The organism is Klebsiella sp. RHBSTW-00484 (genome assembly GCF_013705725.1).
Classification (GTDB): Bacteria; Pseudomonadota; Gammaproteobacteria; order Enterobacterales; family Enterobacteriaceae; genus Klebsiella.
In genome coordinates this window covers 2,436,269-2,463,121 of sequence record NZ_CP055481.1, presented here as the reverse complement: position 1 = coordinate 2,463,121, position 26,853 = coordinate 2,436,269, and the positions used below count along the sequence as shown (strand labels likewise).

24 protein-coding genes and 1 pseudogene are annotated in these 26,853 nt (G+C 52.5%); 13 read left to right on the top strand and 12 right to left on the bottom strand.

What is annotated here, in order from left to right:
- Nucleotides 1-2: 2 nt before the first annotated feature.
- Nucleotides 3-1,367 carry an L-serine ammonia-lyase gene (sdaA, locus tag HV213_RS11725; RefSeq protein ID WP_181485818.1) on the top strand — a complete coding sequence of 455 codons (1,365 nt, stop codon included), beginning with the start codon at nt 3-5 and terminating at the stop codon, nt 1,365-1,367.
- Between the two features lie 119 nt (nt 1,368-1,486).
- The gene (locus tag HV213_RS11720) at nt 1,487-3,052 is read left to right on the top strand and encodes an EAL domain-containing protein (RefSeq protein WP_181485817.1); all 1,566 of its coding nucleotides are present in this window, start codon (nt 1,487-1,489) and stop codon (nt 3,050-3,052) included.
- Between the two features lie 45 nt (nt 3,053-3,097).
- On the opposite strand, the gene yoaE is transcribed toward HV213_RS11720, so the two are convergent.
- Nucleotides 3,098-4,657, bottom strand: a complete 1,560-nt coding sequence (gene yoaE, locus HV213_RS11715) for a CNNM family cation transport protein YoaE (RefSeq protein ID WP_181485816.1) — start codon at nt 4,655-4,657, stop codon at nt 3,098-3,100.
- Nucleotides 4,658-5,103: 446 nt separating this feature from the next.
- On the opposite strand from yoaE, the gene manX reads away from it, so the two are divergent.
- The 5 genes from manX to mntP all read left to right on the top strand — a co-directional run bounded on the left by manX (nt 5,104) and on the right by mntP (nt 9,296).
- On the top strand, nt 5,104-6,075 hold the full coding sequence (manX, locus tag HV213_RS11710; RefSeq protein ID WP_110274264.1) for a PTS mannose transporter subunit IIAB: 972 nt from the start codon (nt 5,104-5,106) through the stop codon (nt 6,073-6,075).
- Nucleotides 6,076-6,131: 56 nt separating this feature from the next.
- Nucleotides 6,132-6,932 carry a PTS mannose/fructose/sorbose transporter subunit IIC gene (locus HV213_RS11705; RefSeq protein ID WP_110274265.1) on the top strand — a complete coding sequence of 267 codons (801 nt, stop codon included), beginning with the start codon at nt 6,132-6,134 and terminating at the stop codon, nt 6,930-6,932.
- A gap of 12 nt (nt 6,933-6,944) precedes the next feature.
- Entirely contained in the window at nt 6,945-7,796 is an 852-nt protein-coding gene (locus tag HV213_RS11700) for a PTS mannose transporter subunit IID (protein WP_110274266.1), read from the top strand.
- A gap of 53 nt (nt 7,797-7,849) precedes the next feature.
- Nucleotides 7,850-8,308 carry a DUF986 family protein gene (locus HV213_RS11695; RefSeq protein WP_181485815.1) on the top strand — a complete coding sequence of 153 codons (459 nt, stop codon included), beginning with the start codon at nt 7,850-7,852 and terminating at the stop codon, nt 8,306-8,308.
- A gap of 421 nt (nt 8,309-8,729) precedes the next feature.
- Nucleotides 8,730-9,296 carry a manganese efflux pump MntP gene (mntP, locus tag HV213_RS11690; RefSeq protein WP_110274268.1) on the top strand — a complete coding sequence of 189 codons (567 nt, stop codon included), beginning with the start codon at nt 8,730-8,732 and terminating at the stop codon, nt 9,294-9,296.
- A gap of 3 nt (nt 9,297-9,299) precedes the next feature.
- Here mntP and rlmA read toward each other — a convergent pair whose 3' ends face one another.
- The 6 genes from rlmA to mgrB all read right to left on the bottom strand — a co-directional run bounded on the left by rlmA (nt 9,300) and on the right by mgrB (nt 13,595).
- Complete coding sequence (gene rlmA, locus HV213_RS11685; RefSeq protein ID WP_181485814.1) at nt 9,300-10,094, bottom strand: 23S rRNA (guanine(745)-N(1))-methyltransferase; 795 nt, start codon at nt 10,092-10,094, stop codon at nt 9,300-9,302.
- A 61-nt stretch (nt 10,095-10,155) separates the two neighbouring features.
- On the bottom strand, nt 10,156-11,901 hold the full coding sequence (gene ftsI / locus HV213_RS11680; RefSeq protein WP_181485813.1) for a peptidoglycan glycosyltransferase FtsI: 1,746 nt from the start codon (nt 11,899-11,901) through the stop codon (nt 10,156-10,158).
- Between the two features lie 192 nt (nt 11,902-12,093).
- The gene (cspE, locus tag HV213_RS11675) at nt 12,094-12,303 is read right to left on the bottom strand and encodes a transcription antiterminator/RNA stability regulator CspE (RefSeq protein WP_001062678.1); all 210 of its coding nucleotides are present in this window, start codon (nt 12,301-12,303) and stop codon (nt 12,094-12,096) included.
- A gap of 44 nt (nt 12,304-12,347) precedes the next feature.
- Nucleotides 12,348-12,464 (bottom strand): DUF2627 domain-containing protein, encoded by a 117-nt coding sequence (locus HV213_RS11670; RefSeq protein ID WP_071530300.1) that lies wholly within the window; start codon nt 12,462-12,464, stop codon nt 12,348-12,350.
- Between the two features lie 622 nt (nt 12,465-13,086).
- Nucleotides 13,087-13,377 (bottom strand): YebO family protein, encoded by a 291-nt coding sequence (locus HV213_RS11665; protein WP_181485812.1) that lies wholly within the window; start codon nt 13,375-13,377, stop codon nt 13,087-13,089.
- A 74-nt stretch (nt 13,378-13,451) separates the two neighbouring features.
- A complete protein-coding gene (mgrB, locus tag HV213_RS11660) occupies nt 13,452-13,595 on the bottom strand; it encodes a PhoP/PhoQ regulatory lipoprotein MgrB (protein ID WP_002911375.1) in 144 nt (47 codons plus the stop codon).
- A gap of 159 nt (nt 13,596-13,754) precedes the next feature.
- On the opposite strand from mgrB, the gene HV213_RS11655 reads away from it, so the two are divergent.
- Entirely contained in the window at nt 13,755-13,994 is a 240-nt protein-coding gene (locus tag HV213_RS11655) for a YobH family protein (RefSeq protein WP_181485811.1), read from the top strand.
- Between the two features lie 53 nt (nt 13,995-14,047).
- Here HV213_RS11655 and kdgR read toward each other — a convergent pair whose 3' ends face one another.
- Nucleotides 14,048-14,839 (bottom strand): DNA-binding transcriptional regulator KdgR, encoded by a 792-nt coding sequence (gene kdgR / locus HV213_RS11650; protein WP_181485810.1) that lies wholly within the window; start codon nt 14,837-14,839, stop codon nt 14,048-14,050.
- Nucleotides 14,840-15,016: 177 nt separating this feature from the next.
- Here kdgR and HV213_RS11645 point away from each other — a divergent pair, with 177 nt between their 5' ends.
- Nucleotides 15,017-16,390: an MFS transporter gene (locus HV213_RS11645; RefSeq protein WP_181485809.1), complete on the top strand. Its 1,374-nt coding sequence runs from the start codon at nt 15,017-15,019 to the stop codon at nt 16,388-16,390.
- A 76-nt stretch (nt 16,391-16,466) separates the two neighbouring features.
- Here HV213_RS11645 and htpX read toward each other — a convergent pair whose 3' ends face one another.
- The 4 genes and pseudogenes from htpX to HV213_RS11625 all read right to left on the bottom strand — a co-directional run bounded on the left by htpX (nt 16,467) and on the right by HV213_RS11625 (nt 20,925).
- Nucleotides 16,467-17,348: a protease HtpX gene (gene htpX, locus HV213_RS11640; RefSeq protein WP_110274275.1), complete on the bottom strand. Its 882-nt coding sequence runs from the start codon at nt 17,346-17,348 to the stop codon at nt 16,467-16,469.
- A gap of 236 nt (nt 17,349-17,584) precedes the next feature.
- Complete coding sequence (gene prc, locus HV213_RS11635) at nt 17,585-19,633, bottom strand: carboxy terminal-processing peptidase (protein WP_181485808.1); 2,049 nt, start codon at nt 19,631-19,633, stop codon at nt 17,585-17,587.
- 19 nt (nt 19,634-19,652) lie between these two features.
- Nucleotides 19,653-20,330, bottom strand: coding sequence for an RNA chaperone ProQ (gene proQ, locus HV213_RS11630; RefSeq protein ID WP_181485807.1), 678 nt, complete (start codon nt 20,328-20,330; stop codon nt 19,653-19,655).
- Nucleotides 20,331-20,411: 81 nt separating this feature from the next.
- A pseudogene (locus tag HV213_RS11625) lies at nt 20,412-20,925 on the bottom strand (GAF domain-containing protein).
- A 132-nt stretch (nt 20,926-21,057) separates the two neighbouring features.
- Between HV213_RS11625 and yebS the strand changes: the two are divergent.
- From yebS to HV213_RS11605, 4 genes are all read left to right on the top strand, one after another.
- A complete protein-coding gene (yebS, locus tag HV213_RS11620) occupies nt 21,058-22,341 on the top strand; it encodes a membrane integrity lipid transport subunit YebS (protein ID WP_181485805.1) in 1,284 nt (427 codons plus the stop codon).
- Entirely contained in the window at nt 22,310-24,943 is a 2,634-nt protein-coding gene (locus HV213_RS11615) for a PqiB family protein (RefSeq protein WP_181485804.1), read from the top strand. Before yebS ends, HV213_RS11615 begins: the two co-directional genes overlap by 32 nt.
- 78 nt (nt 24,944-25,021) lie before the next feature.
- Nucleotides 25,022-26,455 (top strand): 16S rRNA (cytosine(1407)-C(5))-methyltransferase RsmF, encoded by a 1,434-nt coding sequence (gene rsmF, locus HV213_RS11610; RefSeq protein WP_181485803.1) that lies wholly within the window; start codon nt 25,022-25,024, stop codon nt 26,453-26,455.
- Nucleotides 26,456-26,570: 115 nt separating this feature from the next.
- On the top strand, nt 26,571-26,810 hold the full coding sequence (locus tag HV213_RS11605; RefSeq protein ID WP_110274282.1) for a YebV family protein: 240 nt from the start codon (nt 26,571-26,573) through the stop codon (nt 26,808-26,810).
- Nucleotides 26,811-26,853: the final 43 nt, after the last annotated feature.

Sequence of the window (26,853 nt, the reverse complement as noted above, 5' to 3'; positions counted from 1 at the left end):
TCGTGATTAGTATATTCGACATGTTCAAGGTGGGGATCGGTCCCTCATCTTCCCATACTGTAGGCCCGATGAAGGCCGGTAAACAGTTCGTCGATGACCTGGTCGAAAAGGGATTGCTTAATGAAGTGACTCGCGTGGCGGTTGACGTCTACGGTTCACTGTCATTAACCGGCAAAGGCCACCACACAGATATTGCGATTATTATGGGACTGGCAGGCAATCAGCCTGATACGGTCGACATTGACGCAATTCCGGCATTTATCCGCGACGTTGAAGCGCGCGGTCGCCTGCTGCTGGCGCAAGGGCAGCATGAGGTCGATTTCCCGCAGGATGACGGTATGCGTTTTCGTAGCGATAACCTGCCGCTGCACGAGAACGGCATGACCATTCACGCCTGGGCTGGCGATAAAGAAATCTACAGCAAAACGTATTATTCCATCGGCGGGGGCTTTATCGTCGATGAAGAGCATTTCGGCAAAGAAAATGTTGGTGAAGTCAGCGTCCCATACCCATTTAAATCCGCGCAGGAGATGCTGGGCTACTGCAAAGAAACCGGCATGTCGCTTTCCGGCATGGTGATGCAGAACGAGCTGGCGCTGCACAGCAAAAAAGAGATTGAAGATTACTTTGCTAACATCTGGCACACCATGAGCGCCTGTATCGATCGCGGGATTAATACCGAAGGCGTGCTGCCAGGGCCGCTGCGCGTTCCTCGTCGCGCCTCGGCGCTGCGGCGTCTGCTGGTCGCCAGCGATAAACTCTCTAACGATCCGATGAACGTGGTGGATTGGGTCAACATGTTCGCCCTGGCGGTCAATGAAGAGAACGCCGCCGGTGGCCGCGTAGTGACTGCGCCCACCAACGGTGCCTGCGGTATTGTTCCGGCGGTGCTGGCCTACTACGACCACTTTATCGAGTCCGTCAGCCCGGATATTTATATTCGCTACTTCCTGGCCTCTGGCGCTATCGGCGCGTTGTATAAGATGAATGCTTCAATTTCCGGTGCGGAAGTTGGCTGTCAGGGTGAAGTAGGAGTGGCCTGCTCAATGGCGGCGGCGGGCCTGGCTGAAATCCTCGGAGCCAGCCCGGAGCAGGTTTGCGTGGCGGCGGAAATCGGGATGGAGCATAACCTCGGTCTTACCTGCGACCCGGTAGCCGGGCAGGTGCAGGTTCCCTGCATCGAGCGTAATGCGATTGCCTCGGTTAAAGCGATCAACGCCACCCGAATGGCAATGCGCCGAACCAGCGAACCGCGCGTCTCTCTCGATAAAGTCATAGAGACCATGTATGAGACCGGTAAAGATATGAACGCCAAATACCGGGAAACGTCGCGCGGCGGCCTGGCTATCAAAGTTCAGTGCGATTAATAATTACTTAAACGAATGCGTCCATCGGACGCATTCTTCTTTTTTATCTGTCCCCACTACACTTGCCCTATGGCGGCTGTTACTCTCATTAACACTTTTTAGCCGACAGGGCGTCGCGCATGCAGACTGCACAAAAAGTCATCACAACATACCGCAGGAAACGTATCCTGGTATGTTTGCTCGTGGCGCTATTAACGCTAACAACAACGTTAGTGATTCGATTTATTTCGCAGCGTAGTTTAAATCAGCAGCGCGTCCAGACGAGCACCAATAAAATGGTGGGGGCGATGGATAACATTTTACGCCCCCTGGCCGCTCAGCACACTACACTGCTTCATCTGGTGAACCAACCCTGTCAGGATGCCCACCTTGCGCTTCGCAAGCTGGCCTCATCGTTGCAAACAGTACGTTCCATTGCGCTGGTCCAGTCGAATATACTCTACTGCTCCAGCATTTTTGGCGAGCGCCATACTCCTGTTCATCAACTACAGCCTGCATTACCGACAAATCATCCCCTGTTAGTCTTCAGCTACGACGCTTCGCTGCTTAAAGGAACCCCGGTACTTATTCAGTGGTATCCCGCCTCGCTTAGCGGTGCTGACGGCGTGCTACTGCTCATCAATATTGAGCTGTTAGGTGGGTTAATTTTCAATGCAAAATCATCGTTAATTACCGGGATTGGCCTGCAGGTTGGCGAGAAAAGTTTTATCAGCGGTTCAGGTCTGGTAAGCCAGGAGATGTTGCCGGGAGAGCAGATTATCTACCGCCAGCGTTCCACAGAATTTCCTTTTACTATCAACGTCAGCGGTCCCGGAGCATCGGCGGTCGCCCTTAGCGATCTTCCCAATGAATTGCCGCTGGCGCTGATCCTTAGCATGTTAATGACCGGCATCGCCTGGCTGGCGACTGCGGGACGAATGAGTTTCTCTCGCGAAATTAATCTCGGCATTACTGCGCACGAGTTCGAGCTTTGGTGTCAACCTTTACAAAACCTGCATACCCGAAAGTGCTGTGGAGTTGAGATACTGCTGCGATGGAATAATCCTCGACGAGGGGCTATTTCACCGGATGTTTTTATACCCATTGCTGAAGGTTATAATCTGATTATCCCCCTCACCCGCTATGTGATTTCACAAACCGCACATAAATTAGCGCTGTTTCCTCAGGACAAAGATTTTCACATCGGGATTAACGTCGCCGCCCGCCACTTCGCCAATGGCGAACTGCTGCGCGACCTGCACCACTACTGGTTTAGCGCGCATCCGGTCCAACAATTGGTTGTCGAACTCACTGAACGTGACGTGCTACAGGATGGCGATCATCATATGGCTGAACACCTGCATTTCAAGGGGGTACAGCTAGCGATTGATGATTTTGGCACTGGCAACAGTTCCCTTTCGTGGCTGGAAAAACTGCGTCCTGATGTGTTGAAGATTGATAAATCTTTCACCAGCGCTATTGGTATCGATAGCGTCAACGCCACGGTGACCGATATGATCATCGCCCTTGCGCGTCGGCTAAAAATTGTCACGATTGCTGAGGGTGTCGAGACCCGGGAGCAGGAGGAGTACCTGCGCAGAAATGGTGTGGATTTATTGCAGGGTTTTTATTATGCCCGCCCGATGCCGATAGACGACTTTCCACAGTGGCTGGCATCTGAAAAACACAAAGGGGTATTTACGTAGAGAATACCCTGCCGGCTTCATGATAAAGCCAACAGGGTTCAACCATTACTCTTCTTCGTCGTTATCCTGGCGTACTTTCACGACCCGCACCAGGTCAACACGGTAGTCGTTGGCTTCGACAATCGTGAACTGCAAAGGCGGCAAATCAAGCACATCACCCGCACGAGGGATGTGGCCGTTAACCGCAATCACCAGCCCGGCAACCGTCGCGATATCTTCATCTTCATCAACCAGGTGATCCAGCCCCAGCGCCTGCTGCAACGCATGCACATCGGTTGAGCCTTTCACCAGCCAACCATCACCATCAATGACTATTTCCGGGGTTTCGTCAGCGTCAGGGAATTCGCCGGCAATCGCCTCCAGCACGTCCAGCGGCGTGACCAGCCCCTGCACCACGCCAAACTCGTTGGTCACGATAACAAAGCTGCCACGAGCACGGCGCAGCACGCCCAACAGGTTGATCGGATCCAAAGTTTCCGGAACCACGATCGCCGGAGAAGCCGAAGCCAGCGCAGCAACGTTATCCCCTGCTTCCAGCGCCACCAGCATCTCTTTCGCACGGACGATACCGATGATTTCATCCAGCTCGCCCCGGCATACCGGGAACAAGCTATGCGGTGAAGACAGAAGCTGGCGACGAATTTCCTCTTCGCTCTGCTCGGCGTTCACCCAGCTAATTTCCCCGCGCGGCGTCATAATGCTGCGCAATGAACGCTGGGCAAGAGTCAGGACGCCGTTAATCATATAGCGTTCTTCTTCGGCAAAAGCACCATCCGATACCGGCACCACTGACGGACGATCGCCATCCTGTACCACGGAGTTCTGTTTACGACTGCCCATCAGACGCAGAATCGCATCGGCGGTTCGCGCACGCAGCGGCAGCATCGACTGGTGGCGGATAAAGTTACGACGCGCCACCTGGTTGAAGAATTCAATGGTTATCGAGAAACCAATTGCGGCGTACAGGTAACCCTTCGGTATATGGAAACCAAAACCTTCAGCCACCAGGCTCAGGCCGATCATCAGCAGGAAGCTCAGACACAGCACGACGACCGTCGGATGCTGGTTGACGAAATTCGTCAACGGCTTCGAAGCCAATAGCATCACCGCCATTGCAATCACTACCGCTGCCATCATCACCGGCAGATGGTTAACCATCCCGACCGCCGTAATAACGGCATCCAGCGAGAACACGGCATCAAGCACCACGATTTGCGCCACTACCACCCAAAAACTGGCGTAGCCCTTACCATGACCGGAATCATGCTGGCGGTTTTCCAGCCGTTCGTGCAGTTCGGTGGTCGCCTTAAACAGCAAGAATATCCCCCCGAGCAGCATGATGAGGTCGCGCCCGGAAAACGCGTAATCGGCAACGCTGAAAAGCGGTTTGGTTAACGTCACCATCCAGGAGATGACCGACAGCAGACCCAGACGCATAAACAGCGCCAGAGAGAGGCCGATCAAACGCGCTTTATCGCGCTGTTTTGGCGGCAGCTTGTCAGCAAGGATGGCAATAAACACCAGGTTGTCGATACCCAACACGATTTCGAGGACGACCAGCGTCAGCAAGCCAACCCAAATAGAGGGATCCATTAAGAATTCCATGAGCAGCTCCAGTTAACGACAGACATAGTCATCGCTGTGTCATGCACAGACGAGACACTTGTTGCTGGTAAAAAAACGTAGCAGATGATGGCGGCAGACGAGTGCCTGAAGGTGAAAAGACGTCGGTGACGATCCATATAGCGGGCTATGCCCTATACTCCTGAGTAATTAAACGGAACGTAAACATATCAAAATATAGAGCTAGATTGGAAAAAATTTACCTGTCTTTGCAATAGCTAAGACTATTTTTTGCGCTGCAAAATAATCCCAAACTTATACATCATTAGCGGAGCTTCATCACATTAATTATTTTTTCACTGTCTAAAATAATTCGCTGTAGTAATTACTTTATATCTTACACCCTTACTGAATCGATTTTGTTCGCAAGAGTGATTCAGTATGTATCACAACAGATGATGCATTCACGATTATAAAGGAGGTAGCAAGTGACGATTGCTATTGTAATAGGCACACATGGTTGGGCTGCAGAACAGCTGTTGAAAACGGCAGAAATGCTGTTGGGCGAACAAGAAAACGTTGGCTGGATCGATTTCGTTCCTGGCGAAAACGCAGAAACGTTGATTGAGAAGTACAACGCTCAGCTAGCGAAGCTGGATACAGCAAAAGGCGTGTTATTTCTCGTCGATACATGGGGAGGCAGCCCGTTTAACGCAGCTAGCCGCATTGTCGTCGATAAAGAACATTATGAAGTCATCGCGGGTGTCAACATCCCGATGCTGGTGGAAACACTGATGGCGCGCGACGATAACCCGTCGTTCGATGAACTGGTCGCGCTGGCGGTGGAAACCGGCCGTGAAGGCGTGAAAGCACTGAAAGCGAAGCTGGTGGAAAAGGCCGCCCCAGCACCGGTTCAGGCAGCAGCACCGAAAGCGGCAGCACCATTGAAACCAATGGGGCCGAAAGATTATATGGTCATCGGGCTGGCACGCATCGATGACCGTCTGATCCATGGTCAGGTCGCTACCCGCTGGACCAAAGAAACTAACGTTACCCGCATTATCGTCGTTAGCGACGAAGTGGCGGCAGACACCGTGCGTAAAACGCTGCTAACTCAGGTTGCTCCTCCGGGCGTTACCGCCCACGTTGTAGACGTCGCGAAGATGATTCGCGTCTATAACAACCCGAAATACGCAGGCGAGCGCATCATGCTGCTGTTTACTAACCCAACTGACGTTGAGCGCGTTGTTGAAGGTGGGGTGAACATCACCACTGTCAACATCGGCGGTATGGCTTTCCGTCAGGGAAAAACGCAGGTGAACAACGCTATTTCGGTCGATGAGAAAGATATTGAAGCGTTCAAAAAACTGAATGCTCGCGGTATCGAACTGGAAGCCCGCAAAGTTTCCACAGACCAGAAACTGAAAATGATGGATCTGATCGGCAAGGTGAATAAGTAGCCTCGCGGGTCGCAACCCAATTTTCAACTTAAGACTTAATCAACAGGAGAAGTACAATGGAGATTACCCTTCTTCAGATTGTGCTGGTGTTCATCGTCGCGTGTATTGCGGGTATGGAGTCGGTACTTGATGAATTTCAGTTCCACCGTCCGCTGGTGGCCTGTACGCTGATTGGCGCCGTTCTCGGTGATATGAAAACCGGTATCATCATCGGTGGTACCCTGGAAATGATCGCTTTGGGCTGGATGAACATCGGTGCCGCCGTTGCGCCTGATGCCGCTTTAGCGTCAATCATCTCAACCGTTCTGGTTATCGCAGGCCACCAGAGCATTGGCGCTGGTATCGCGTTGGCCATCCCACTGGCGGCAGCAGGCCAGGTTCTGACCATTATCGTTCGTACCATCACAGTTGCTTTCCAGCACGCTGCGGATAAAGCCGCAGAGAGCGGAAACCTGACGGCCATTTCCTGGCTTCACGTTTCGTCTCTGTTCCTGCAGGCCATGCGTATCGCTATCCCGGCGGTTATCGTGGCGATCTCCGTCGGCACCAGCGAAGTACAGGGTCTGCTGAACGCCATTCCTGAAGTGGTAACCGGCGGTCTGAACATCGCAGGTGGCATGATCGTGGTAGTCGGTTACGCGATGGTCATCAACATGATGCGCGCAGGCTACCTGATGCCGTTCTTCTACCTGGGCTTCGTTACCGCTGCATTCACTGATTTCAACCTGGTTGCTCTGGGCGTGATTGGTACAGTAATGGCTGTCCTCTACATCCAGCTGAGCCCGAAATATAACCGCGTAGCGGGTGCGCCAGCGCAGGCAGCTGGTAATAACGATCTCGATAACGAACTGGACTAACAGGTGAGCGAAATGGTTGATATGACTAAAAATACCACCGAGAAAAAACTCACTCAGAGTGATATTCGTGGCGTGTTCATTCGTTCTAACCTGTTCCAGGGTTCATGGAACTTCGAACGTATGCAGGCGCTGGGCTTCTGCTTCTCTATGGTACCGGCAATTCGTCGCCTGTATCCTGAGAACAACGATGCGCGTAAACAGGCGATTAAACGTCACCTTGAGTTCTTTAACACTCACCCATACGTAGCGGCGCCGGTTCTTGGCGTAACGCTGGCGATGGAAGAGCAACGTGCTAACGGCGCAGAAATCGACGATGGTGCCATCAACGGTATCAAAGTCGGTCTGATGGGTCCGCTGGCGGGCGTAGGCGACCCAATCTTCTGGGGTACCGTTCGTCCGGTATTCGCCGCGCTGGGTGCAGGTATCGCGATGAGCGGCAGCCTGCTTGGTCCTCTGCTGTTCTTTATCCTGTTTAACGCAGTACGCCTGCTGACCCGTTATTACGGCGTAGCGTACGGTTACCGTAAAGGTATCGACATCGTTAAAGATATGGGCGGCGGCTTCCTGCAGAAACTGACAGAGGGGGCGTCAATCCTCGGCCTGTTTGTTATGGGAGCGCTGGTTAACAAGTGGACGCACGTGAACATCCCGCTGGTGGTTTCTACCATCACTGGTCAGGATGGTCAGACTCGCGTCACTACCGTGCAGACCATCCTTGACCAGTTGATGCCGGGCCTGGTGCCGCTGCTGCTGACCTTCGCTTGTATGTGGCTGCTGCGTAAGAAAGTAAACGCCCTGTGGATCATCGTTGGCTTCTTCGTCATCGGTATCGCGGGCTACGCTGTCGGCCTGCTGGGCCTGTAATTATTGTGTTGTGCGCCGGGGGCTTGCCCCCGGCTTTTTTATTTGGAGGATGGATGACAATCACGGACCTGGTGTTAATCCTGTTTATTCTCGTTCTGCTCGCCTTTGCGGTTTACGACCAGTTCATTATGCCGCGTCTTAACGGCCCAAGTCTGCTGGCTATCCCCCTGCTCCGCCGCAGTCGTGTTGATGGCATTATCTTCGTCGGCCTTATCGGGATACTGATTTACAACAATATGGCCAACCAGGGCGAACTTATCACCACCTGGTTATTATCTGCCCTGGCACTAATGGGGCTATATTTGTTCTGGATCCGCACTCCGAAGATCATCTTCAAAAAGAGTGGTTTTTTCTTCGCCAATATCTGGATTGAATATAAGCGAATTAAAGAGATGAATTTATCGGAAGATGGCGTGCTGGTGATGCAATTAGAGCAACGCCGTTTACTTATTCGTGTGCGCAATATCGACGATCTGGAGAAGATATACAAACTTCTCGTTTCAACTCAATGATTTAGAAATATAGTTCACGCTATATCTCACAATTTCCCAACGGATGATGTATAGCCAGTGCTATATTTCATCCGTCTAATATCCTCATATTTATTAACGAATCATTCACTCCTAAATTAAAATGAAAATCGTTATCATTTAGTTATCAAAATAACCTAACTCTGTTATTGTTTTATATTCTAAAATTATGTTAAGGTTGCGCCCGTCGTTGGGGAGTAGCCGATTTCCTGCCAGTCAGGAAATGTACGTGTCAACATACTCGTTGCAAAACGTGGCACGTACGGGTTGAAGAAAGTATTCAATCAGGCGAGACCATAGACACATCACTGCTGTACGCAGCACTTCATCATCAGGATGAGCTGCGTATGCTTACTGGGGGTAGCGATGTGTCATATGGATTATCCCCGGTCAGGACGCTCTAATGAATATTTCCGCTACCATTCTTCTTGCCTTCGGCATGTCCATGGACGCCTTCGCGGCTTCTATCGGTAAGGGCGCGACCCTCCATAAACCTAAATTTTCCGAAGCCTTGCGCACGGGCCTTATCTTTGGCGCTATCGAAACGCTCACCCCGCTCGTCGGTTGGGGCATGGGGATGCTGGCCAGCCAGTTTGTTCTTGAATGGAATCACTGGATTGCCTTCATACTGCTGGTGTTTCTCGGCGGTCGTATGGTTATTGAAGGATTTCGCGGCAGCGACGACGAAGAGTGTGAAGCTCCCCGCCGTCACGGTTTCTGGCTGCTGGTCACCACCGCTTTCGCCACCAGTCTTGATGCCATGGCTGTCGGCGTTGGTCTGGCGTTCTTGCAGGTCAATATTATCGCCACCGCGCTGGCCATCGGTTGTGCCACGTTGATGATGTCGACGCTGGGCATTATGGTAGGACGCTTTATCGGCCCGCTGCTGGGCAAACGGGCCGAAATACTGGGTGGTATCGTTCTGATTGGCATTGGCGCCCAAATACTCTGGAGCCATTTTGCCGGCTAGCCATCAGGCATCGCGCTGCCAGCAGTGAATAGCAAAATCGGTCTGGCAGCCAAATAGTTCCTGCTGACGTAAGGCTTCTCGAACTGCCGGTTTTGCCCGCCACGCAAACGGCGTCATCTGTAGTAACGCTTCTGCCTCACTTCCATTTAGCTGCATCGGATAGGCCAGCTGCTGCTGGTGGCATAACGTGAATCCCGTCATCTCTTCCGTGTTCTGCTCATGCAGGCGCACGTCGTCGTAAATTAATCCTTTGAGTTCCAATAAATGACGCGGACCAGGCGTCGCGGTGATCACCCAGCCGCCGGGCCTGACAACACGCGCCAATTCTTGAGCATTACACGGGGCATAAATTCGCACGACCGCATCAAGGCTGGCATCGTCAAACGGCAAGCGCTGGCTGGATGCGACGCAAAAATTGACTTGCGGATAACGTTTAGCCGCGGCGCGAATAGCGGATTTAGAAACATCCAGCCCCCAGCTATGGGCGGCTATGGCAGCAAAAGCATGAGTGTAATACCCTTCCCCACAGCCGATATCCAGTAAATCAATCGGAGCGAAGGTTTGCAGATAAGCACTAATAGCATCTCGCAGAGGTTGATAATGACCCGCATCGAGAAACGCCCGACGGGCCTGCATCATCTCCGCGCTGTCGCCAGGATCGCGAGACCGCTTAAACTGTACCGGCAGCAAATTAACGTAGCCCTCCTTCGCCAGATCGAACTGATGCCGCTGTGGGCAAATATAGCTATTGTCGCGGCGCTCAAGCGGCGCGTGGCAAAGTGGGCAACTGTAAGACATGACAACTCCGGTGTCGCTGAAAGGGCGAAAGTGTAGCGCTATTCGCCCTTTCAGACCACTGTTACAGCGCGGGGGAAAAGGCCTCGCCGTTGTGCATTACGATGAGGTTTTCTGAATCCTGCGGCATTCCATCCGGCATAACGTTCTCCAGGCACAGGACATCGCCCATGATCTGGCTGAATACCGGCGCAGAAACCGCCCCGCCGTAATACGACCCGTTGCTGGGGTCGTTCATCACCACCACCAGCGCAAATTTCGGGTTGCTGGCCGGCGCAACACCAGCGGTATAGGCAACGTACTTATCAATGTATTTACCATCCGGACCGATTTTTTTAGCGGTGCCGGTTTTCACCGCCACCCGATAGTCGCGCACCGCCGCTTTAGTCCCGCCGCCGCCCGGTAAGGCCACGCTCTCCATCATGTGCTCAACTTCATGTACGATTTGCTCCGGCATCACGCGAGTGCCAATGACCGGCGGGTCGATGCGCGTGATCGACAGCGGCCGCTCAATGCCATAGCCGCCAATTGTGGCATAAACATGTGCTAGCTGAAGCGGCGTCACCATCAGACCATAACCGAAGGCGAAAGTCGCCCGATCCAGTTGCCCCCAATAGCGACGCTGCGGCATCAGCCCCGCGCTCTCGCCGGTCAACCCCAATCCGGTAGAGTCGCCAAAACCGAATGCCTTATAGGTATCAATAAGATGCTGGACCGGCATCGCCAGCGACAAATGCGAAACCCCGGTATCGCTGGATTTTTGCAGGATGCCGGTGAGGGTCAATTCCGGATAGTAACCCACGTCGCGAATGCGGTGACCATCCAGCACAAAGGGGTGGGTATCCACCACGCTATCTGGTTGTACGATACCTTGTTGAAGCGCAGTCATCAGCACCAGAGGTTTGACCGTTGAACCGGGCTCAAAGGTGTCGCTGATCGCACGGTTGCGGAAGTCATTCAGCTTCGCATCATCGCGATTATTAGGGTTGAAATCCGGATAGCTGGCCATCGACAAAATTTCTCCGGTGTCGATTTTAATCAACACTGCCGCTCCCGACTCCGCTTTATTCCAGCGCACGGCATTGTCCAGCGCATCTTCAGTCACCGTTTGCAGCCGCTCGTCAATGCTCAACTGCAAATTATGGGCAGGAACCGCCGCCATTTCGGTAATATTTTCAATAACGTTGCCATGACGGTCTTTACGTACCAGCCGACGCCCCGGCTTACCGGTTAGCTGGGCATTAAAACTTTTCTCAACCCCTTCAATACCCTGGTTGTCGATATTGGTAAAACCAAGCAAGTTAGCGGCGACGTGACCAGCCGGATAGAAGCGGCGCGACTCATCGCGCAGATTAATGCCCGGTAGATGAAGTTTATCGATCCATTCCGCCTGCTCCGGGTTTATCTGGCGAGCCAGATAGAGAAACCGCGCATGAGGATGCGCTTCAACACGGTGGGCCAGGTCGTTGAGATTGAGGTGTAAAGCCTCGGCCATAGCCTGCCAGCGGGGACCGTATCCCACCCCACCCTTTTCGATGGTCGTTTGCGGATCGACCCAAATCGCGCTTACCGGTACGCTAACCGCCAGCGGGCGGCCTTCGCGATCGCTAATCATCCCACGTTGAACGTCAACAGGCTCCTCGCGCAAGGAGCGCATATCTTCTTGTTTAACCAGCTTGTCTGGGGAGACAATTTGTAGCCAGCCCACTCGAGCCAATAGCAGCCCAAGACAACTGAGTATCGCCACGCACAGCAACCCAAAACGGATCGGGGTAAAATTGGCGGCTGACTTAATTTTGTTCTTTTGCACCTTAGCTCCATCATTATTTTGCAACCCTCTGATTTAACAGAAAATAGGCAAAAAAAGACTGCTAAACAATGCGAATAAGGGTGTTGTTTTGCAACAAAGCACAACGGAGGGGGGAAAATAGAAACGTTTTGCAATAGAGACTAAAAAGCCCCGCACAGGCGAGGCTTTCTTACAAGATTCAGTAGTCTTGAATCAGATAGCAGTTACGTTAACTGCTGCTGGACCTTTCTGGCCGTCCTGAATTTCGAACTCAACGTTCTGGCCTTCAGCCAGAGTTTTGAAGCCGTTACCCTGGATTGCAGAGAAGTGTACGAACACATCTTTGCTGCCATCAGCAGGAGTAATGAAACCAAAACCTTTAGACTCGTTGAACCACTTAACTTGACCTTTAATCTTTGCCATTTGCAAAATTCCTTAGACTGTTTTCTTTCTTCGCCCTTAGGCGCTTACATAGATAAAACTGACACATAACTGCATGAGGCACTAATATAAGGTTCGGCAGAGAAGCGGTATTCAACGACAACGTGTTTACTCAGGACTTCTTTACTGAAAATGCCACACATAAACAGAACTGTACCTCGTTTAACCCGAACGGTGTTATCACATACAACGTAAATAATGGCAAGCCATTTTTAGACGGGTCTCGATCGCTCGCACAGATTATAAGATAATCATTTGATCATCTGCACATTTATGCGTCTTAGCTCCCACAGTCGAATCCTTCACTGTCATGCGGTTCCAGCAATAACACATCCCCCATAACTGCAACTTTTTCAACATAGCTCAACGACTTCAGAGTGTTGTCGTCGGTTCGCATACGAACTGCCAATTTTAGTGGTATACAAAGAAAACTGCATAATGATGCACATAAAAGTTCATATCGATAGTTGAAAATTCGCGTAAACTATGCGCATTCCATAATAATGAAACGCGTTAATTGAAGTGCTCAAAATATTGTCTACATTGCACGATAATAATGAAGTATTGATGACATGATGTTTGTTCTGCAATTGACCCACATCATAATTCTTTTATTTGCGTGTCTAAACAAATCACAGAAGCATGCGGAGGAAATCATATCTTAACAGTTCAGACTGGCGCTGAAAGCGGGTAAATAGATAAGGATTAGTTATAGTCAGCTGATATGCAGGCGCACACCGCAGCGGTGCACACCTGTCAGTCGGATTACCGTTCTGCGACAAGGCGGATGAAGTCGTCATCGCCTTTTCCCTTCTCGATTGCAGAAGGCCCGGCAACGTCCTCTTTCTCAGGCTCATTGGCTTCACACAGACGGCGGAGCAGCGCATTCTGCCGCTTTTGCTGATCCAGCAAGGCTTGCAGCAGAGCAATCTGCTCATTGGCGCGCGAGCTGGCGCGATTAACAAAAAACCACAACAACAGGCCGACAAGCAACAGCACAACCGACAATGCTACTGACGCCAGATTTACGATCCCAGGATTTAATAACTCACTCATTTCACCACCTCAAAGAGAAGGCGTTCATTCTACCACCCACGCAGCAGAAGAAAATCGGTCATATTAAAAATGTCTTACCAGGGTATAAACTTGTTGATAGTGCAGATGCCGCTGAAGAACTGTACATCCTGATCGCACATTACGTTAAGCATCTGAGTCCATAGCAGTAAACAACCCGCTATGATAACTATCAGCAAAACCCACCGTAATTTTTTCACTCCACTCTCCGCATCAGTATCAGATGTCGCCAGGATAACATGACCTTCTTAAACCGCGGCTAACTGTAATACGAAAGGCAAGTTTAGGAATCATAGACTTGTATCAACTCGTGTTCATGTCAGAATAAACGCAAGGATAATACAAATATTGAGGCAACAATGCGATTGATCATACGTACCATTGTGGTGCTGGCTATCTTGTGGATCGGCGTATTATTAAGCGGTTACGGCGTATTAATGGGCAGCAGTGAGAATGCCGGAGGACTAGGATTGCAATGTAAATATCTTACGGCTCGCGGCATCAGCACCGCACAATATGTTCATTCCAGTAGCGGTATTATCGGCATTACCGATTGCCCTATTCTGCGAAAAAGCGTCACCGTTGTTGATAACGGCTAGTTATGATTCGGGCTACAATGTCAGTAGCCCGAATTCACAACGATTAAGACCTGTCAGAACGGATAATCGTTGTAACCCATCTGCTCAGAAATCTTACGTGCTGCCGTGTGCAGCATCTCAACATACTCGTTCAAACGCTCTTCAGAAAAACGCAGCGTCGGGAAAGAGATACTCAGGCCAGCAATAACCACGCCAAAGCGGTCGAAAACCGGCACGCCAATACAGCGCAACCCTTCTTCCTGCTCTTCGTTATCTTCGCCATAACCCTGTTGGCGGACCTTATCCAGAACCGATAACAACTCTTCAGTACTGGTGATGGTACGGTCAGTGCTGCGCTTGTACTCTACGCCTTCAAGAATCTGCTCAACTTCTGCGCGATCGCGCCACGCCAGCAGCACTTTACCGATAGCGGTACTGTACAGCGGGTTGCGGCGACCAATGCGCGAATACATGCGCAAGTTGTACATTGAGTCGATTTTATGGATGTAGACAATACTGTCTTCGTCCAGAGCGCCCAGGTGGACCGTCTCTTTCGTCAGGCGAGAAAGTTCGCGCATCTGAATATCCGCACTACGTACCAGATCAACATTCTGCAATGCCCGCGCGCCCAGTTCGAACAGCTTCAGGGTCAGGGAATATTTCTCAGACTCGCCTTCTTGTGCCACATATCCCAACGATTTCATGGTCTGCAAAAAGCGATAAACGGTGCTTTTTGACATCATGACGCGCTGGGACAGTTCGGTAATGCCAATTTCACGCTCTTCGCCAAGCGCCTGCAAAATGCCAAAAACCTTCAACACCGAAGAGACAGAATCTGGCTGTTTATCCAAATCTGCAACTGCCATTTATCACCTCATCGCAACTGTTTTATAAAAACTAGAACCGGTTTTTATTATAAATTCGCATGCCGATACCCGCAATCGTTCTTCTGCCTCTTAGTTACAAATCTGCGACATACCGCTGAATAATCAATGCTAAAATTATTGTCCAGTAAATAGTTTTCACTAAGACATAGATTTCACATGGATAAAAACACTTCCGATGGGCTGCCGTTACCGCAGCGTTACGGCGCAATTCTGACCATTGTATTAGGTTTGACGATGGCGGTACTGGATGGTGCTATCGCCAACGTGGCGCTGCCGACCATCGCCAGCGATTTAAATGCTTCTCCGGCATCGTCTATTTGGATAGTTAATGCCTATCAAATTGCCATCGTTATCGCGTTACTACCGCTCTCTTTTCTCGGCGATATGGTCGGCTACCGACGCATTTATAAGATTGGACTGGTAGTATTTACCTTCACCTCACTCACCTGCGCGCTCTCCAGTAGTCTGGAAATGTTGACTCTGGCACGCGTCGCGCAGGGTCTTGGCGGTGCTGCGCTGATGAGCGTCAATACCGCACTGATACGCCTGATTTACCCTCAGCGGTTTCTCGGTCGCGGAATGGGGATCAACTCTTTTGTCGTGGCGGTATCATCCGCGGCAGGGCCGACAATTGCCGCAGCGATTCTCTCCGTTGCCTCCTGGCAATGGCTATTCCTGATTAACATCCCGCTGGGCATCATTTCGCTGGTCCTCGCAATGCGCTATCTGCCAGTCAACGCCGGGCGGAGTAAAATTACCCGCTTCGATCTGCCCAGTGCAATTATGAATGCGCTGACTTTTGGCCTGCTGATTACTGCCCTCGGCGGTTTTGCCCAGGGCCAGTCTACACAACTGGTTCTGGCAGAGGTCGTGGCGATGCTGGTCGTTGGATTCTTTTTTGTTCGTCGTCAACTCCAGATGCCGGTCCCCTTGCTACCCGTTGATCTGCTGCGCATTCCGCTGTTTTCGCTTTCGATTTGTACCTCAATCTGCTCCTTCTGTGCCCAGATGCTGGCGATGGTTTCGCTACCGTTCTTCCTGCAATCCGTGATGGGGCGCAGTGAGGTCGAAACCGGTCTGCTCCTGACGCCGTGGCCGCTGGCCACGATGGTGATGGCACCGCTGGCAGGGTATTTGATTGAGAGAGTCCATGCCGGCCTGTTGGGCGCAATTGGCCTGATTGTGATGGCCTGTGGTCTGTTCGGCCTCGCTTTACTGCCCTCTTCCCCTTCGGACCTGGATATCATCTGGCGAATGGCGCTCTGTGGCGCAGGTTTTGGTCTGTTCCAGTCACCAAACAACCATACGATTGTGTCGTCAGCCCCTGCCCATCGCAGCGGTGGCGCGAGTGGGATGTTAGGTACTGCACGCCTGCTGGGTCAGAGCACCGGCGCGGCGCTGGTCGCATTGCTGTTTAATCTGCTGGGGAATAGCGGAACCCACACCGCACTTCTGTTGGCCGGCACGCTTGCCGTTGTCGCTGCCGCCGTCAGCGGCCTTCGTGTCACACAGCCGCGTGCCAGACTGTAATCAAAAAACCGACATAAAAAAATCCGCAGCCCGAAGACTGCGGATTTTTTATTTCTGCGACCCGGAGAGCGGGAAATTACTTCAGATATTCCCCGCTACGCAGGGCTTCAATACGTTTATCCAGCGGCGGGTGCGTCATAAACAGCTCGCTCATGGATTTTGCTTTGCCGTTGATACAGAAAGCCATCATGCTGCTGGCTTCCTGCGGCTCATAGCTGGTTTTCAAACGTTGCAGGGCAGCAATCATTTTCTCACGCCCAACCAGTTTTGCCGAACCGGCATCCGCATGGAACTCACGATAACGAGAGAACCACATGGTAATGATGCTGGCCAGAATACCAAATACCAGCTCCAGTACGGTTGCGACGGCAAAGTAGATCAATGGGTTGCCGTTGCTGTTCTCCCCCTCATCGCGGTTGCCGCCGAGGAAACCGGCTGCAATCTGTGCGATAACGCGAGAGATGAAAATAACGAAGGTGTTCACAACCCCCTGAATCAGCGTCATGGTGACCATATCACCATTGGCAATGTGGCTGATCTCGTGGGCAATAACCGCTTCCGCTTCATCACGGCTCATGTTTTGCAGCAGCCCGGTGCTGACGGCAACCAGAGAAGCATCACGACGTGCACCGGTTGCAAACGCGTTGATATCCGGCGCATGGTAGATTGCCACCTGAGGCATCCCAATACCGGCCTGCCGCGCCTGCTGCGCGACGGTATTGACTAACCAGCGTTCCGTTTCATTACGCGGTTGCTCGATGACTTCCCCACCCACTGATTTCAGCGCCATCCATTTCGACATCAACAGCGAAATGATAGAACCACCAAAACCAAACAACAGCGCCATGATCAGCAGCCCGGTCATACTGCTTGACTGAATTCCCGTCAGGCTGAGCACCAGACCGAATACCACCATCACTGCCAGGTTGGTTAGCAGGAAAAGCGCGATTCGCATCATAATTTTCTTTTAACCTCGATTTAACAAAACGCACTATGCGATTACCCACATGGTATGGGCAGGACGCCAATTTTCAACCATCAGGCCCCGCTAAGTCACGAGAAAGACACAACTTTACATTTTGTAGCATGTTACTGACGCTCATTAAAAGCGTTGACATTTTGTTATGTTTGAGCAAAAAAGTCGGCGGGTGTCATAAATGAAAACGGGCACAATCACTTGTGCCCGTTGGGTGCTTATTTGCTAGCTGGCGGTGCCACCGCTGGCCTGTCTTTCTCCAGATGGGCCAGGTCGAGCGCGATATGAACCGTTTCATCAAGATACGGGTCCGGCTCCTGGTAATCCTTCGGCAGATCTTCCAGTTTCTTCAGCAGAGGTTTACCTTCGCGTTTCAGGCGATCGTTCACACGAGACAGGCGAATCGCATCATCTTCCTCATTCTCTTTCTCACGCTGCGCGTAGTTCAGGGAAACGATGTTGCGTTTGTCTTTCATCGCGTTGTAACGGGCAATATCCTTCATGATGTACTGGAATTCCGGATCTTTAACGATACGCTCATCGTGACGTTTCAGAATTTCCGCTTCAAATGGCGTCAAATCACCATATTTCACGAAGGTCGCGGCGTTAACGCTATCCCACGGCAGCGCGTTATCTTCATACTGCTCGCCGGTTTCACGCTCTTCGGTACCGGTCGGCATCATGATTTCCGGCGTGACACCTTTACGCTGAGTACTACCGCCGTTAATACGATAGAACTTCTGGATGGTGTACTGCACGGAACCCAGCGCTGGCCAGTCCGGACGCAGCATCTGATCGTAAATGCGGTTCAGCGAACGATACTGCTGGACGGTGCCTTTACCGAAGGTCGGTTCACCAACAATCAGTGCACGACCGTAATCCTGCATGGCGGCAGCGAAAATTTCAGACGCCGAGGCACTGAAACGATCGACCAGCACTACCAGCGGGCCTTTGTAATACACCACGCCATCGGTATCGCTGTCTTCACGTACCTTGCCGTTGTTATCACGTACCTGAACAACCGGGCCGGATGGGATAAATAGGCCAGAAAGCGAAACAGCTTCGGTTAACGCCCCGCCACCGTTAGTACGCAGGTCAATAATAATGCTGCTGACGTTCTGTTTTTCCAGTTTCTGCAGCTGTACCTTAACGTCATCCGTCAGGCCAACATAGAAGCCAGGAATATCCAGCACGCCGATTTTTTCTTTGCCGACGGTTTTCACTGACATTTTAACCGCGCGGTCTTCAAGACGAATACGCTCGCGGGTCAGAGTAACAATGCGCGTTTTTGCACCTTTGCCAGCAGGTAGAACTTCCAGGCGAACTTTGCTGCCCTTCGGCCCTTTAATCAGCGCCACCACGTCATCAAGACGCCAGCCAATCACATCGACCATGCCTTTACCCGGCTGACCAACGCCAACAATGCGGTCGCCGACGCTGATAGCCTTGCTCTTCGCCGCAGGACCACCCGCGACCAGTGAATTAATCACCGTATAGTCGTCATCCATCTGCAATACCGCGCCAATACCTTCCAGAGACAGACTCATTTCGGTATTAAACTGTTCGGTATTTCGCGGGGAGAGGTAGTTGGTATGCGGGTCGATCTCGCGCGCAAAGGAGGTCATCGCCAGGGAGAAAACGTCTTCGCTGTTAGTTTGTGCCAGACGACGAATCGCAAATTTGTAGCGACGCGTTAAGGTCTCGCGGATCTCTTTGTCATCTTTACCCGTCAGCTTCAGGCTGAGCTGGTCAAATTTTACCTTGGCATCCCACAGCGCGTTCAGCTCGGCCTCATCTTTCGGCCAGGGGGATTTGCTGCGATCAAGGTTGAAGTTGTCATTGCCGGTAAAGTCCATCGGACGTTCAAGCACTTTCAACGCGTATTGATAGCGTTCGAAACGACGTTTCTGCGCCAGGTTATACAGGTCGTAAAAAACGTCCAGTTTCCCACTGCGCAGCTCATCGCCAATTTGATTCTTTTTACTAGCAAACTGTGCCACATCGCTGGCCAGTAGCACATTATGGCTATAGTCCAGCAGATTCAGATAGCGGTCGAAAATTTTTGCCGAAAAGGCGTTGTCGAGATCAAACTGACGGTAATGAGAGCGGGTAAAGCGCGATGTCACGCGCTCACTTACCGTTGCGTGCTGCGGCTCTTCTTTCAGCACAGGGATTTGATCAATCCGGGTAATATCGTCCACGGCGAAGGCCTGACCAGCTATTGCCAGCAGGCCCGCAAGCGCGGTGAGCTTAAAGAATTTGTTCATGCCTGGCCCGGCCTCCGTTTCAGAACACCAGGTGTTCTGCGCGTACAATCATTGACATACCAGAAGTCAGCTGTACACGAACGCCATCTTTGGTGATTTCCAGGACGGTGGCGTCCATTGCATTATTGCCCGCTTTCACCTTCAGTGCCTGGCCCACGCTCAGTACAGACACATCCGATACCGGGGTATGACGCTCTTCACGCGGCGCTTTGGCAACTGCTGCCGGACGCGGTTTACGCTGCTCAGAGCCTTCTTTACGACGCACCTGAGGACGCGGCTTACGCTCGCGACGAATCTCCCCTTCCGGATGACCCGCTGCGGCAGCGGCTTCGCGTTTCTTCGCTTGCTGGGCTGCACGCTGTACCTGAACGCGAGCTTTTGCTTCTTCAAGCTGCTGACGGGCATGAGTGACGTGCTGTTCTTCCAGTTCGCCGCACGGGTTACCGTCGAGGTCAACGCGGATAGCGCCAGGCTTAACGCCATACAGATAACGCCAGCTCGAAGTATAAAGACGTAGAGCGGCTCGAAGTTGGGTTTTACTGAGATTCATCTCTCCACCAACTCGCTCAACAAGATCCTGAAAAATACCAATTTTCAGGGGGCGCGCTTCGCCTTCAGCGCTGAAACACTGAGGGAAACGTTCGGCCAGAAACGCGATTACTTCTTTACTGCTATTCAACTTAGGTTGATTTTCCATGAAATTTCCTGATTACAACGGACGTAGCCAACAAGCCGCAGGCATGAACAGGCGTCATTATAATGACGTCATCGCTAAATGCTACGTTATCCGTTGATTATCCTGCGACGTGGGTGAATATTTTTTGATAATCAGTCGCAGCAATGAGTTTTTCCAAATGCACGACCAGCTCAGTCAACCCTTTCTCATCTTCAATAGTGAAGCGAGAGTATGCCGTACTGTCGATGTCCAGAACGCCGATAACCTGATTGTTCACCCGCAATGGAAAGACGATTTCCGAATTGCTGGCGGCATCACAGGCAATGTGTCCGTCAAACGCGTGGACATCTTCCACTCGCTGTAGGCGATTCTCTGCAACAGCAGTACCACATACGCCACGTCCAACCGGAATACGCACGCAGGCCAGCTTGCCCTGGAACGGGCCAAGGACCAGCGTATCGCCTTCCAGCAAATAGAAGCCAGCCCAATTCACTTCCTCCAGGCGCTCAAATAGCAACGCGCTGGTATTAGAGATCATGGCCAGAAAACTGGTTTCGCCTGCCATTAACGCCTGAAAATCGCGGTTCAGATCCGCGTAGAATTCTTGTTTGTTCATTTTATAATCACTTAGTTGTCTTACTACCTTACACTTACAGCCTATTAAAATAAGCTTTAAATGCATTCATGCTCAAGATGAATTCATTCCTGGGTTAAGATAGAGAGATACATTCATTTCCGTACGCTATCAATGCCACTAAAAACACCCCGGATTACGCCAGCGAAAAAAATGATCGTACATTCGGTCAGCGTCCCTATTGCGCACGCCCACTATCAACGCTGCCCGCAGTGTGACCTGCTATTTCGCTTACCGATCCTCAAAAAGAATCAAAGTGCCTGGTGTCCTCGCTGCAACGCTAAAGTGCGCGATGGTCGCGATTGGTCGCTTACCCGGCTGGGCAGTATGGCGATCACGATGCTGCTGTTGATGCCTTTTGCCTGGACCGAACCGCTTCTGCGTTTGCACCTGCTGGGCGTGCGAATTGACGCTAACGTCCTTGTTGGCATCTGGCAAATGACCGGTCAGGGCGATCCGTTGACCGCGGCGATGGTGTTGTTTTGCGCCGTTGGCGCACCGACTCTCCTGGTCGTCTCTATCGCCTATCTGTGGCTTGGTAACGTGCTGGGGATGAATCTGCGACCGGTGTTGCTGATGCTGGAGCGGCTCAAAGAGTGGGTGATGCTGGATATTTACCTGGTCGGCATCGGTGTTGCCTCTATCAAAGTTCAGGATTATGCATTCCTGCAACCCGGCATTGGGTTGATTGCGTTTATCGCGCTCACCCTGCTCAGCATCCTGACGCTTATCCATTTGAACGTTGAGGAGCTATGGGAGCGTTTTTATCCCGAGCGCCCGGCGCTGAGGCCGGATAACAATTTACAGGTTTGCCTAGGCTGTCACTATACCGGACACCGCGATTCACGCGGGCGCTGCCGCCGCTGCCACACTCCCCTGCGCCACCGACGCCGTCAAAGTCTGCAAAAAAGCTGGGCAGCGCTGATTGCGTCGATGATTTTTTTGATTCCCGCCAATCTGTTACCGATATCGATTATTTACGTCAACGGCGCCCGTCAGGATGACACAATCCTTTCCGGCATTATGTCGCTGGCCAGCAGCAACGTTGCCATCGCCGGGGTGGTGTTCATCGCCAGTATTCTGGTTCCATTCACTAAAGTTATTGTATTGTTTACGCTGCTGGTCAGCATACAATTCAAGTGTGAACAGGGGCTACGTACCCGCATCCTGTTACTGCGGCTGATTACCTGGATTGGCCGCTGGTCTATGTTGGATCTTTTTGTCATCGCATTAACCATGTCGCTGATCAACCGCGATCAGCTCCTCGCGTTTACGATGGGGCCCGCCGCGGTCTATTTTGGTGCCGCGGTAATATTAACTATCCTTGCTGTTGAATGGCTGGACAGCCGCTTACTTTGGGACGCACATGAGTCAGGAAACGCCCGCTTCGCCGACTGAGGCCAAAATTAAAACCAAACGCCGCATCTCGCCATTCTGGCTGCTGCCGGTCATTGCGCTGATGATTGCCAGCTGGCTGATTTGGACCAGCTATCAGGATCGCGGTACGACGATTACCATCGATTTCCAGTCGGCCAATGGTATCGTGCCGGGGCGCACGCCTATCCGCTATCAAGGGGTAGAAGTCGGCACCGTAGAAAATATCTCGCTAAGCAAAGACCTGAGTAAAATTGAGGTTTCTGCCAGCGTCAAAGGCGATATGAAAGATGCGCTGCGCAAGGATACGCAGTTCTGGCTGGTGACGCCGAAAGCTTCCCTGGCCGGCGTTTCCGGCCTTGATGCTCTGGTTGGGGGGAACTATATCGGCATGATGCCCGGCCAGGGCGAGCCAGAGGATCACTTTGTCGCCCTCGATACTCAGCCGAAGTACCACATTAATAATGGCGAGCTGATGATTCACCTCCAGTCAGCGGATTTAGGCTCGTTAACCAGCGGCTCATTAGTCTATTTCCGTAAGATTCCGGTCGGCCGGGTTTATGACTTCGCGCTTAATCCGAACAATCAGGGCGTCACTATCGATGTACTGATTGAGCGCCGATTCACGAATCTGGTCAAAAAGGAGAGCCGCTTCTGGAATGTTTCCGGCATGAAAGCAGACGTCAGCTTGAGCGGAGCAAAAGTCCAGCTCGATAGCCTCTCGGCGCTGGTGAACGGTGCAATTGCCTTTGATTCCCCTGATAATTCGCCAGAAGCTCAGCAAAACACCGATTATCACCTGTATGAAGATCTGGCCCACAGCCAGCGCGGCGTGGTCGTTAAACTGGATCTTCCCGACGGCGCCGGCTTAAAAGCGGGTTCCACACCGCTGATGTATCAGGGCCTGGAGGTTGGTCAGCTCAGCAAGTTGAATCTCAATCCCGATGGCAAAGTGACTGGCGAAATGACCGTCGACCCAAGCGTCGTCAGCCTGCTGCGCGAGAAAACGCTGATCCAGATGAAGAAACCCAGGATTTCTCTGGATAATCCTAGCGTCAGCGCCCTGCTGACCGGTACAACCTTTGAACTGGTGCCCGGAGAAGGCGAACCGCGCAACCAGTTTGCGGTGCTGCCTGCCGATAAATCGCTGCTCGAAGAACCGGATGTCGCCACGGTGACGCTGAGTGCGCCGGAAAGCTACGGTGTCGATGCCGGACAGCCGCTGATCCTGCACGGCGTCCAGATTGGCCAGGTCCTGGAGCGCAAGCTGAATGCCGATGGCGTCACCTTCCAGGTGGCGGTCATGCCCGAGTACCGTTCGCTGGTTCATGGCGATAGCAAATTCGTGGTCAATAGTCGTATCGATGTCAAAGTCGGCCTCGACGGCGTGCAGTTCCTCGGGGCCAGCGCCAGCGAGTGGGTCAACGGCGGGATCCGCATTATTCCAGGCGAAAAGGGGGCGATGCAAAGCCGCTACCCACTTTACGCTAACCTGGAAAAGGCGCTGGAAAACAGCATGAGCGACTTGCCAACCACTACGCTCAGCCTCTCCGCCGAGACGCTGCCGGACGTACAAGCCGGTTCCGTGGTGTTGTATCGTAAATTTGCGGTGGGTGAAATCATCACCGTTCAGCCGCGCAAAAACGCCTTTGAGATCAACATCCACATCAAACCGGAATATCGCCATTTGCTAACCAGCAACAGCGTGTTCTGGGCCGAGGGCGGTGCGAAAGTACAGCTTAACGGCAGCGGTTTGACGGTCCAGGCCTCTCCGCTTTCCCGGGCGCTGAAAGGCGCAATCAGCTTCGATAACCTGAGCGGGGCCAGCGCCAGCGCACGTATCGACAACAAACGCGTGCTGTATGCGTCCGAAACCACCGCCCGCGCGGTGGGCGGGCAGATAACCCTACATGCGTTTGATGCGGGGAAAATGGCCGAAGGGATGCCAATTCGTTATCTGGGTATCGACATTGGTCAGATTCAGTCACTGAATTTGATTACCGCCAATAACGAAGTGCAGGCAAAAGCGGTGTTGTATCCGGAATACGTCAATACATTCGCCCGTGCCGGGACGCGTTTCTCGGTGATCACGCCGCAGATTTCCGCAGCCGGCGTCGAACACCTGGATACCCTCTTCCAGGCCTACATCAACGTGGAACCGGGCCGTGGCTCGCCGCGTCGTGATTTCGAAATTCAGGAAACCACGATTAGCGATTCTCGTTATATCGATGGCCTGAGCATTATCGTCGAAGTGCCAGAGGCCGGTTCACTGGGTATTGGTACGCCGGTGCTGTTCCGCGGGCTCGAAGTGGGTACGGTAACAGGTCTGATGCTCGGCTCAATGTCAGACCGCGTGATGGTGCAGTTGCGCATCAGTAAACGTTATCAATATCTGGTGCGTAATAACTCCGTGTTCTGGCTGGCTTCCGGCTATAGCCTCGATTTTGGCCTGATTGGCGGTCTGGTGAAAACCGGGACCTTTAATCAGTTCATTCGCGGCGGTATCGCCTTTGCCACGCCGCCGGGCACGCCGCTGGCGCCGAAAGCGCAGGATGGTAAACACTTCCTGCTGCTGGAAAGCGAACCAAAAGAGTGGCGTGAATGGGGCACTGCCCTGCCGCGTTAAGCGTAAAAACGCTCCGGTGTCCGACGCCGGAGCGTTTATGGTAAACTGCGCACCCTTTTTTGTTGTGGTGCGCTCCCCGTGGCTCAAAACGCTGTCTATCTTCCTGAAGAATTCCTCGCTCAAATGCGTGCGGCCATGCCGATGCATCTCTCTTTCGATGACTTTATTGCCGCCTGCCAACGCCCGCTGCGCCGAAGTATCCGCGTCAATACGCTGAAAATCACCGTCGCTGACTTTTTACAGCTGGCGGCTCCCCACAGCTGGCAGCTGACACCGATTCCGTGGTGCGAGGAAGGTTTTTGGATCGAGCGCGAAGATGAAGACGCCCTGCCGCTGGGCAGCACCGCTGAACATCTCAGCGGATTGTTTTATATCCAGGAAGCCAGCTCCATGCTGCCGGTTGCCGCGCTGTTTGCCGACGGAGAGATGCCGCAACGGGTGATGGATGTCGCCGCCGCACCGGGTTCAAAAACCACCCAAATCGCCGCTCGCATGGGTAACGAGGGGGGGATCCTGGCGAATGAATACTCCGCCAGCCGGGTCAAAGTCCTGCACGCCAACATCAGCCGCTGCGGGATAAGCAACGTCGCCCTGACCCATTTCGATGGTCGAGTCTTCGGTGCCGCGCTACCAGAGTGTTTTGACGCTATCCTGCTCGACGCCCCCTGCTCCGGCGAAGGGGTGGTGCGTAAAGACCCCGATGCGCTGAAAAACTGGTCGCCTGAAAGTAACCAGGAGATCGCCGTCACTCAACGTGAGCTTATCGACAGCGCCTTCCACGCCCTTCGCCCCGGCGGCACGCTGGTGTACTCCACCTGCACCCTGAATCGCCAGGAAAACGAAGAGGTCGTCAACGGGCTGTTAGCGCGCTATCCGCAGGCAGTAGAGGTGTTACCGCTCGGTTCGCTGTTCCCGCAAGCCGGTGAGGCGTTAACCGAAGAGGGATTCCTGCACGTCTTCCCACAGATTTTTGACTGCGAAGGCTTCTTCGTCGCCCGCCTGCGTAAAACCGCGGCCATTGAGTCTTTACCGGCACCGGGTTATAAAGTCGGCAAATTCCCCTTTATGCCGCTGAAAACTCGTGAGTCCGCCGCCATCATTGCCGCCGCGGCCGCCGTTGGCTTGCAATGGGATGCAAGCCATACCCTGTGGCAGCGTGATAAAGAGATCTGGCTGTTTCCCCAGGCACTCGAAGGTTTATTCGGTAAAGTTCGCTTTTCACGCATCGGAGTTCGTCTGGCTGAAACCTACAACAAAGGATATCGCTGGCAGCACGAGGCGGTTATTGCTCTGGCCGCACCAGCCAAGCCTTTCGAACTGACCCCGGCCGAAGCACAAGAGTGGTATCGCGGGCGCGATGTTTATCCTGAAACGCTCCCGCAACAGGATGATGCCATCATCACTTTCCAGGGCGCGCCGTTAGGTCTGGTGAAAAAAATCGGATCGCGTTTAAAAAACAGCTATCCCCGCGAGCTGGTGCGTGACGGAAAGCTTTTTGCTGGCAAGTCGTGACAGAGTGCAAAAAAACAGCATTTTTTAACTGGCGGTTTACGCCCTGTTGTCTACGCTGAAAAATGTCGGCCTTAACTGGTCGTACCACAACTCAGAAGACAAACGGGGTGAATTTATGAGTAAAACCAATGTACGTATTGGCGCGTTTGAAATAGACGACGCCGTGCTACACGGCGAACAGCAGGGAGAGCGAACGTTAAGCATTCCCTGTAAATCCGATCCGGATTTATGTATGCAACTTGACGCATGGGATGCTGACACCAGCGTGCCAGCCATTCTTGATGGTGAACATTCCGTCCTCTACCGTAAGCACTACGACCGCCAATCCGATGCCTGGGTCATGCGCCTCGCCTGACTCAAATGAACCCGTCGCCTGAGACGGGTTATTTATTCCCCCC

Coding starts and splice junctions, on each gene's coding strand:
- HV213_RS11720 (WP_181485817.1), top strand. CDS start 1,487: ATGCAGACTGCACAAAAAGTCATCACAACATACCGCAGGAAACGTATC.
- yoaE (WP_181485816.1), bottom strand. CDS start 4,657: ATGGAATTCTTAATGGATCCCTCTATTTGGGTTGGCTTGCTGACGCTG.
- HV213_RS11705 (WP_110274265.1), top strand. CDS start 6,132: ATGGAGATTACCCTTCTTCAGATTGTGCTGGTGTTCATCGTCGCGTGT.
- HV213_RS11700 (WP_110274266.1), top strand. CDS start 6,945: ATGGTTGATATGACTAAAAATACCACCGAGAAAAAACTCACTCAGAGT.
- HV213_RS11695 (WP_181485815.1), top strand. CDS start 7,850: ATGACAATCACGGACCTGGTGTTAATCCTGTTTATTCTCGTTCTGCTC.
- mntP (WP_110274268.1), top strand. CDS start 8,730: ATGAATATTTCCGCTACCATTCTTCTTGCCTTCGGCATGTCCATGGAC.
- rlmA (WP_181485814.1), bottom strand. CDS start 10,094: ATGTCTTACAGTTGCCCACTTTGCCACGCGCCGCTTGAGCGCCGCGAC.
- cspE (WP_001062678.1), bottom strand. CDS start 12,303: ATGGCAAAGATTAAAGGTCAAGTTAAGTGGTTCAACGAGTCTAAAGGT.
- HV213_RS11670 (WP_071530300.1), bottom strand. CDS start 12,464: ATGTGTGGCATTTTCAGTAAAGAAGTCCTGAGTAAACACGTTGTCGTT.
- HV213_RS11665 (WP_181485812.1), bottom strand. CDS start 13,377: ATGAGTGAGTTATTAAATCCTGGGATCGTAAATCTGGCGTCAGTAGCA.
- HV213_RS11655 (WP_181485811.1), top strand. CDS start 13,755: ATGCGATTGATCATACGTACCATTGTGGTGCTGGCTATCTTGTGGATC.
- kdgR (WP_181485810.1), bottom strand. CDS start 14,839: ATGGCAGTTGCAGATTTGGATAAACAGCCAGATTCTGTCTCTTCGGTG.
- HV213_RS11645 (WP_181485809.1), top strand. CDS start 15,017: ATGGATAAAAACACTTCCGATGGGCTGCCGTTACCGCAGCGTTACGGC.
- htpX (WP_110274275.1), bottom strand. CDS start 17,348: ATGATGCGAATCGCGCTTTTCCTGCTAACCAACCTGGCAGTGATGGTG.
- prc (WP_181485808.1), bottom strand. CDS start 19,633: ATGAACAAATTCTTTAAGCTCACCGCGCTTGCGGGCCTGCTGGCAATA.
- proQ (WP_181485807.1), bottom strand. CDS start 20,330: ATGGAAAATCAACCTAAGTTGAATAGCAGTAAAGAAGTAATCGCGTTT.
- yebS (WP_181485805.1), top strand. CDS start 21,058: ATGCCACTAAAAACACCCCGGATTACGCCAGCGAAAAAAATGATCGTA.
- HV213_RS11615 (WP_181485804.1), top strand. CDS start 22,310: ATGAGTCAGGAAACGCCCGCTTCGCCGACTGAGGCCAAAATTAAAACC.
- HV213_RS11605 (WP_110274282.1), top strand. CDS start 26,571: ATGAGTAAAACCAATGTACGTATTGGCGCGTTTGAAATAGACGACGCC.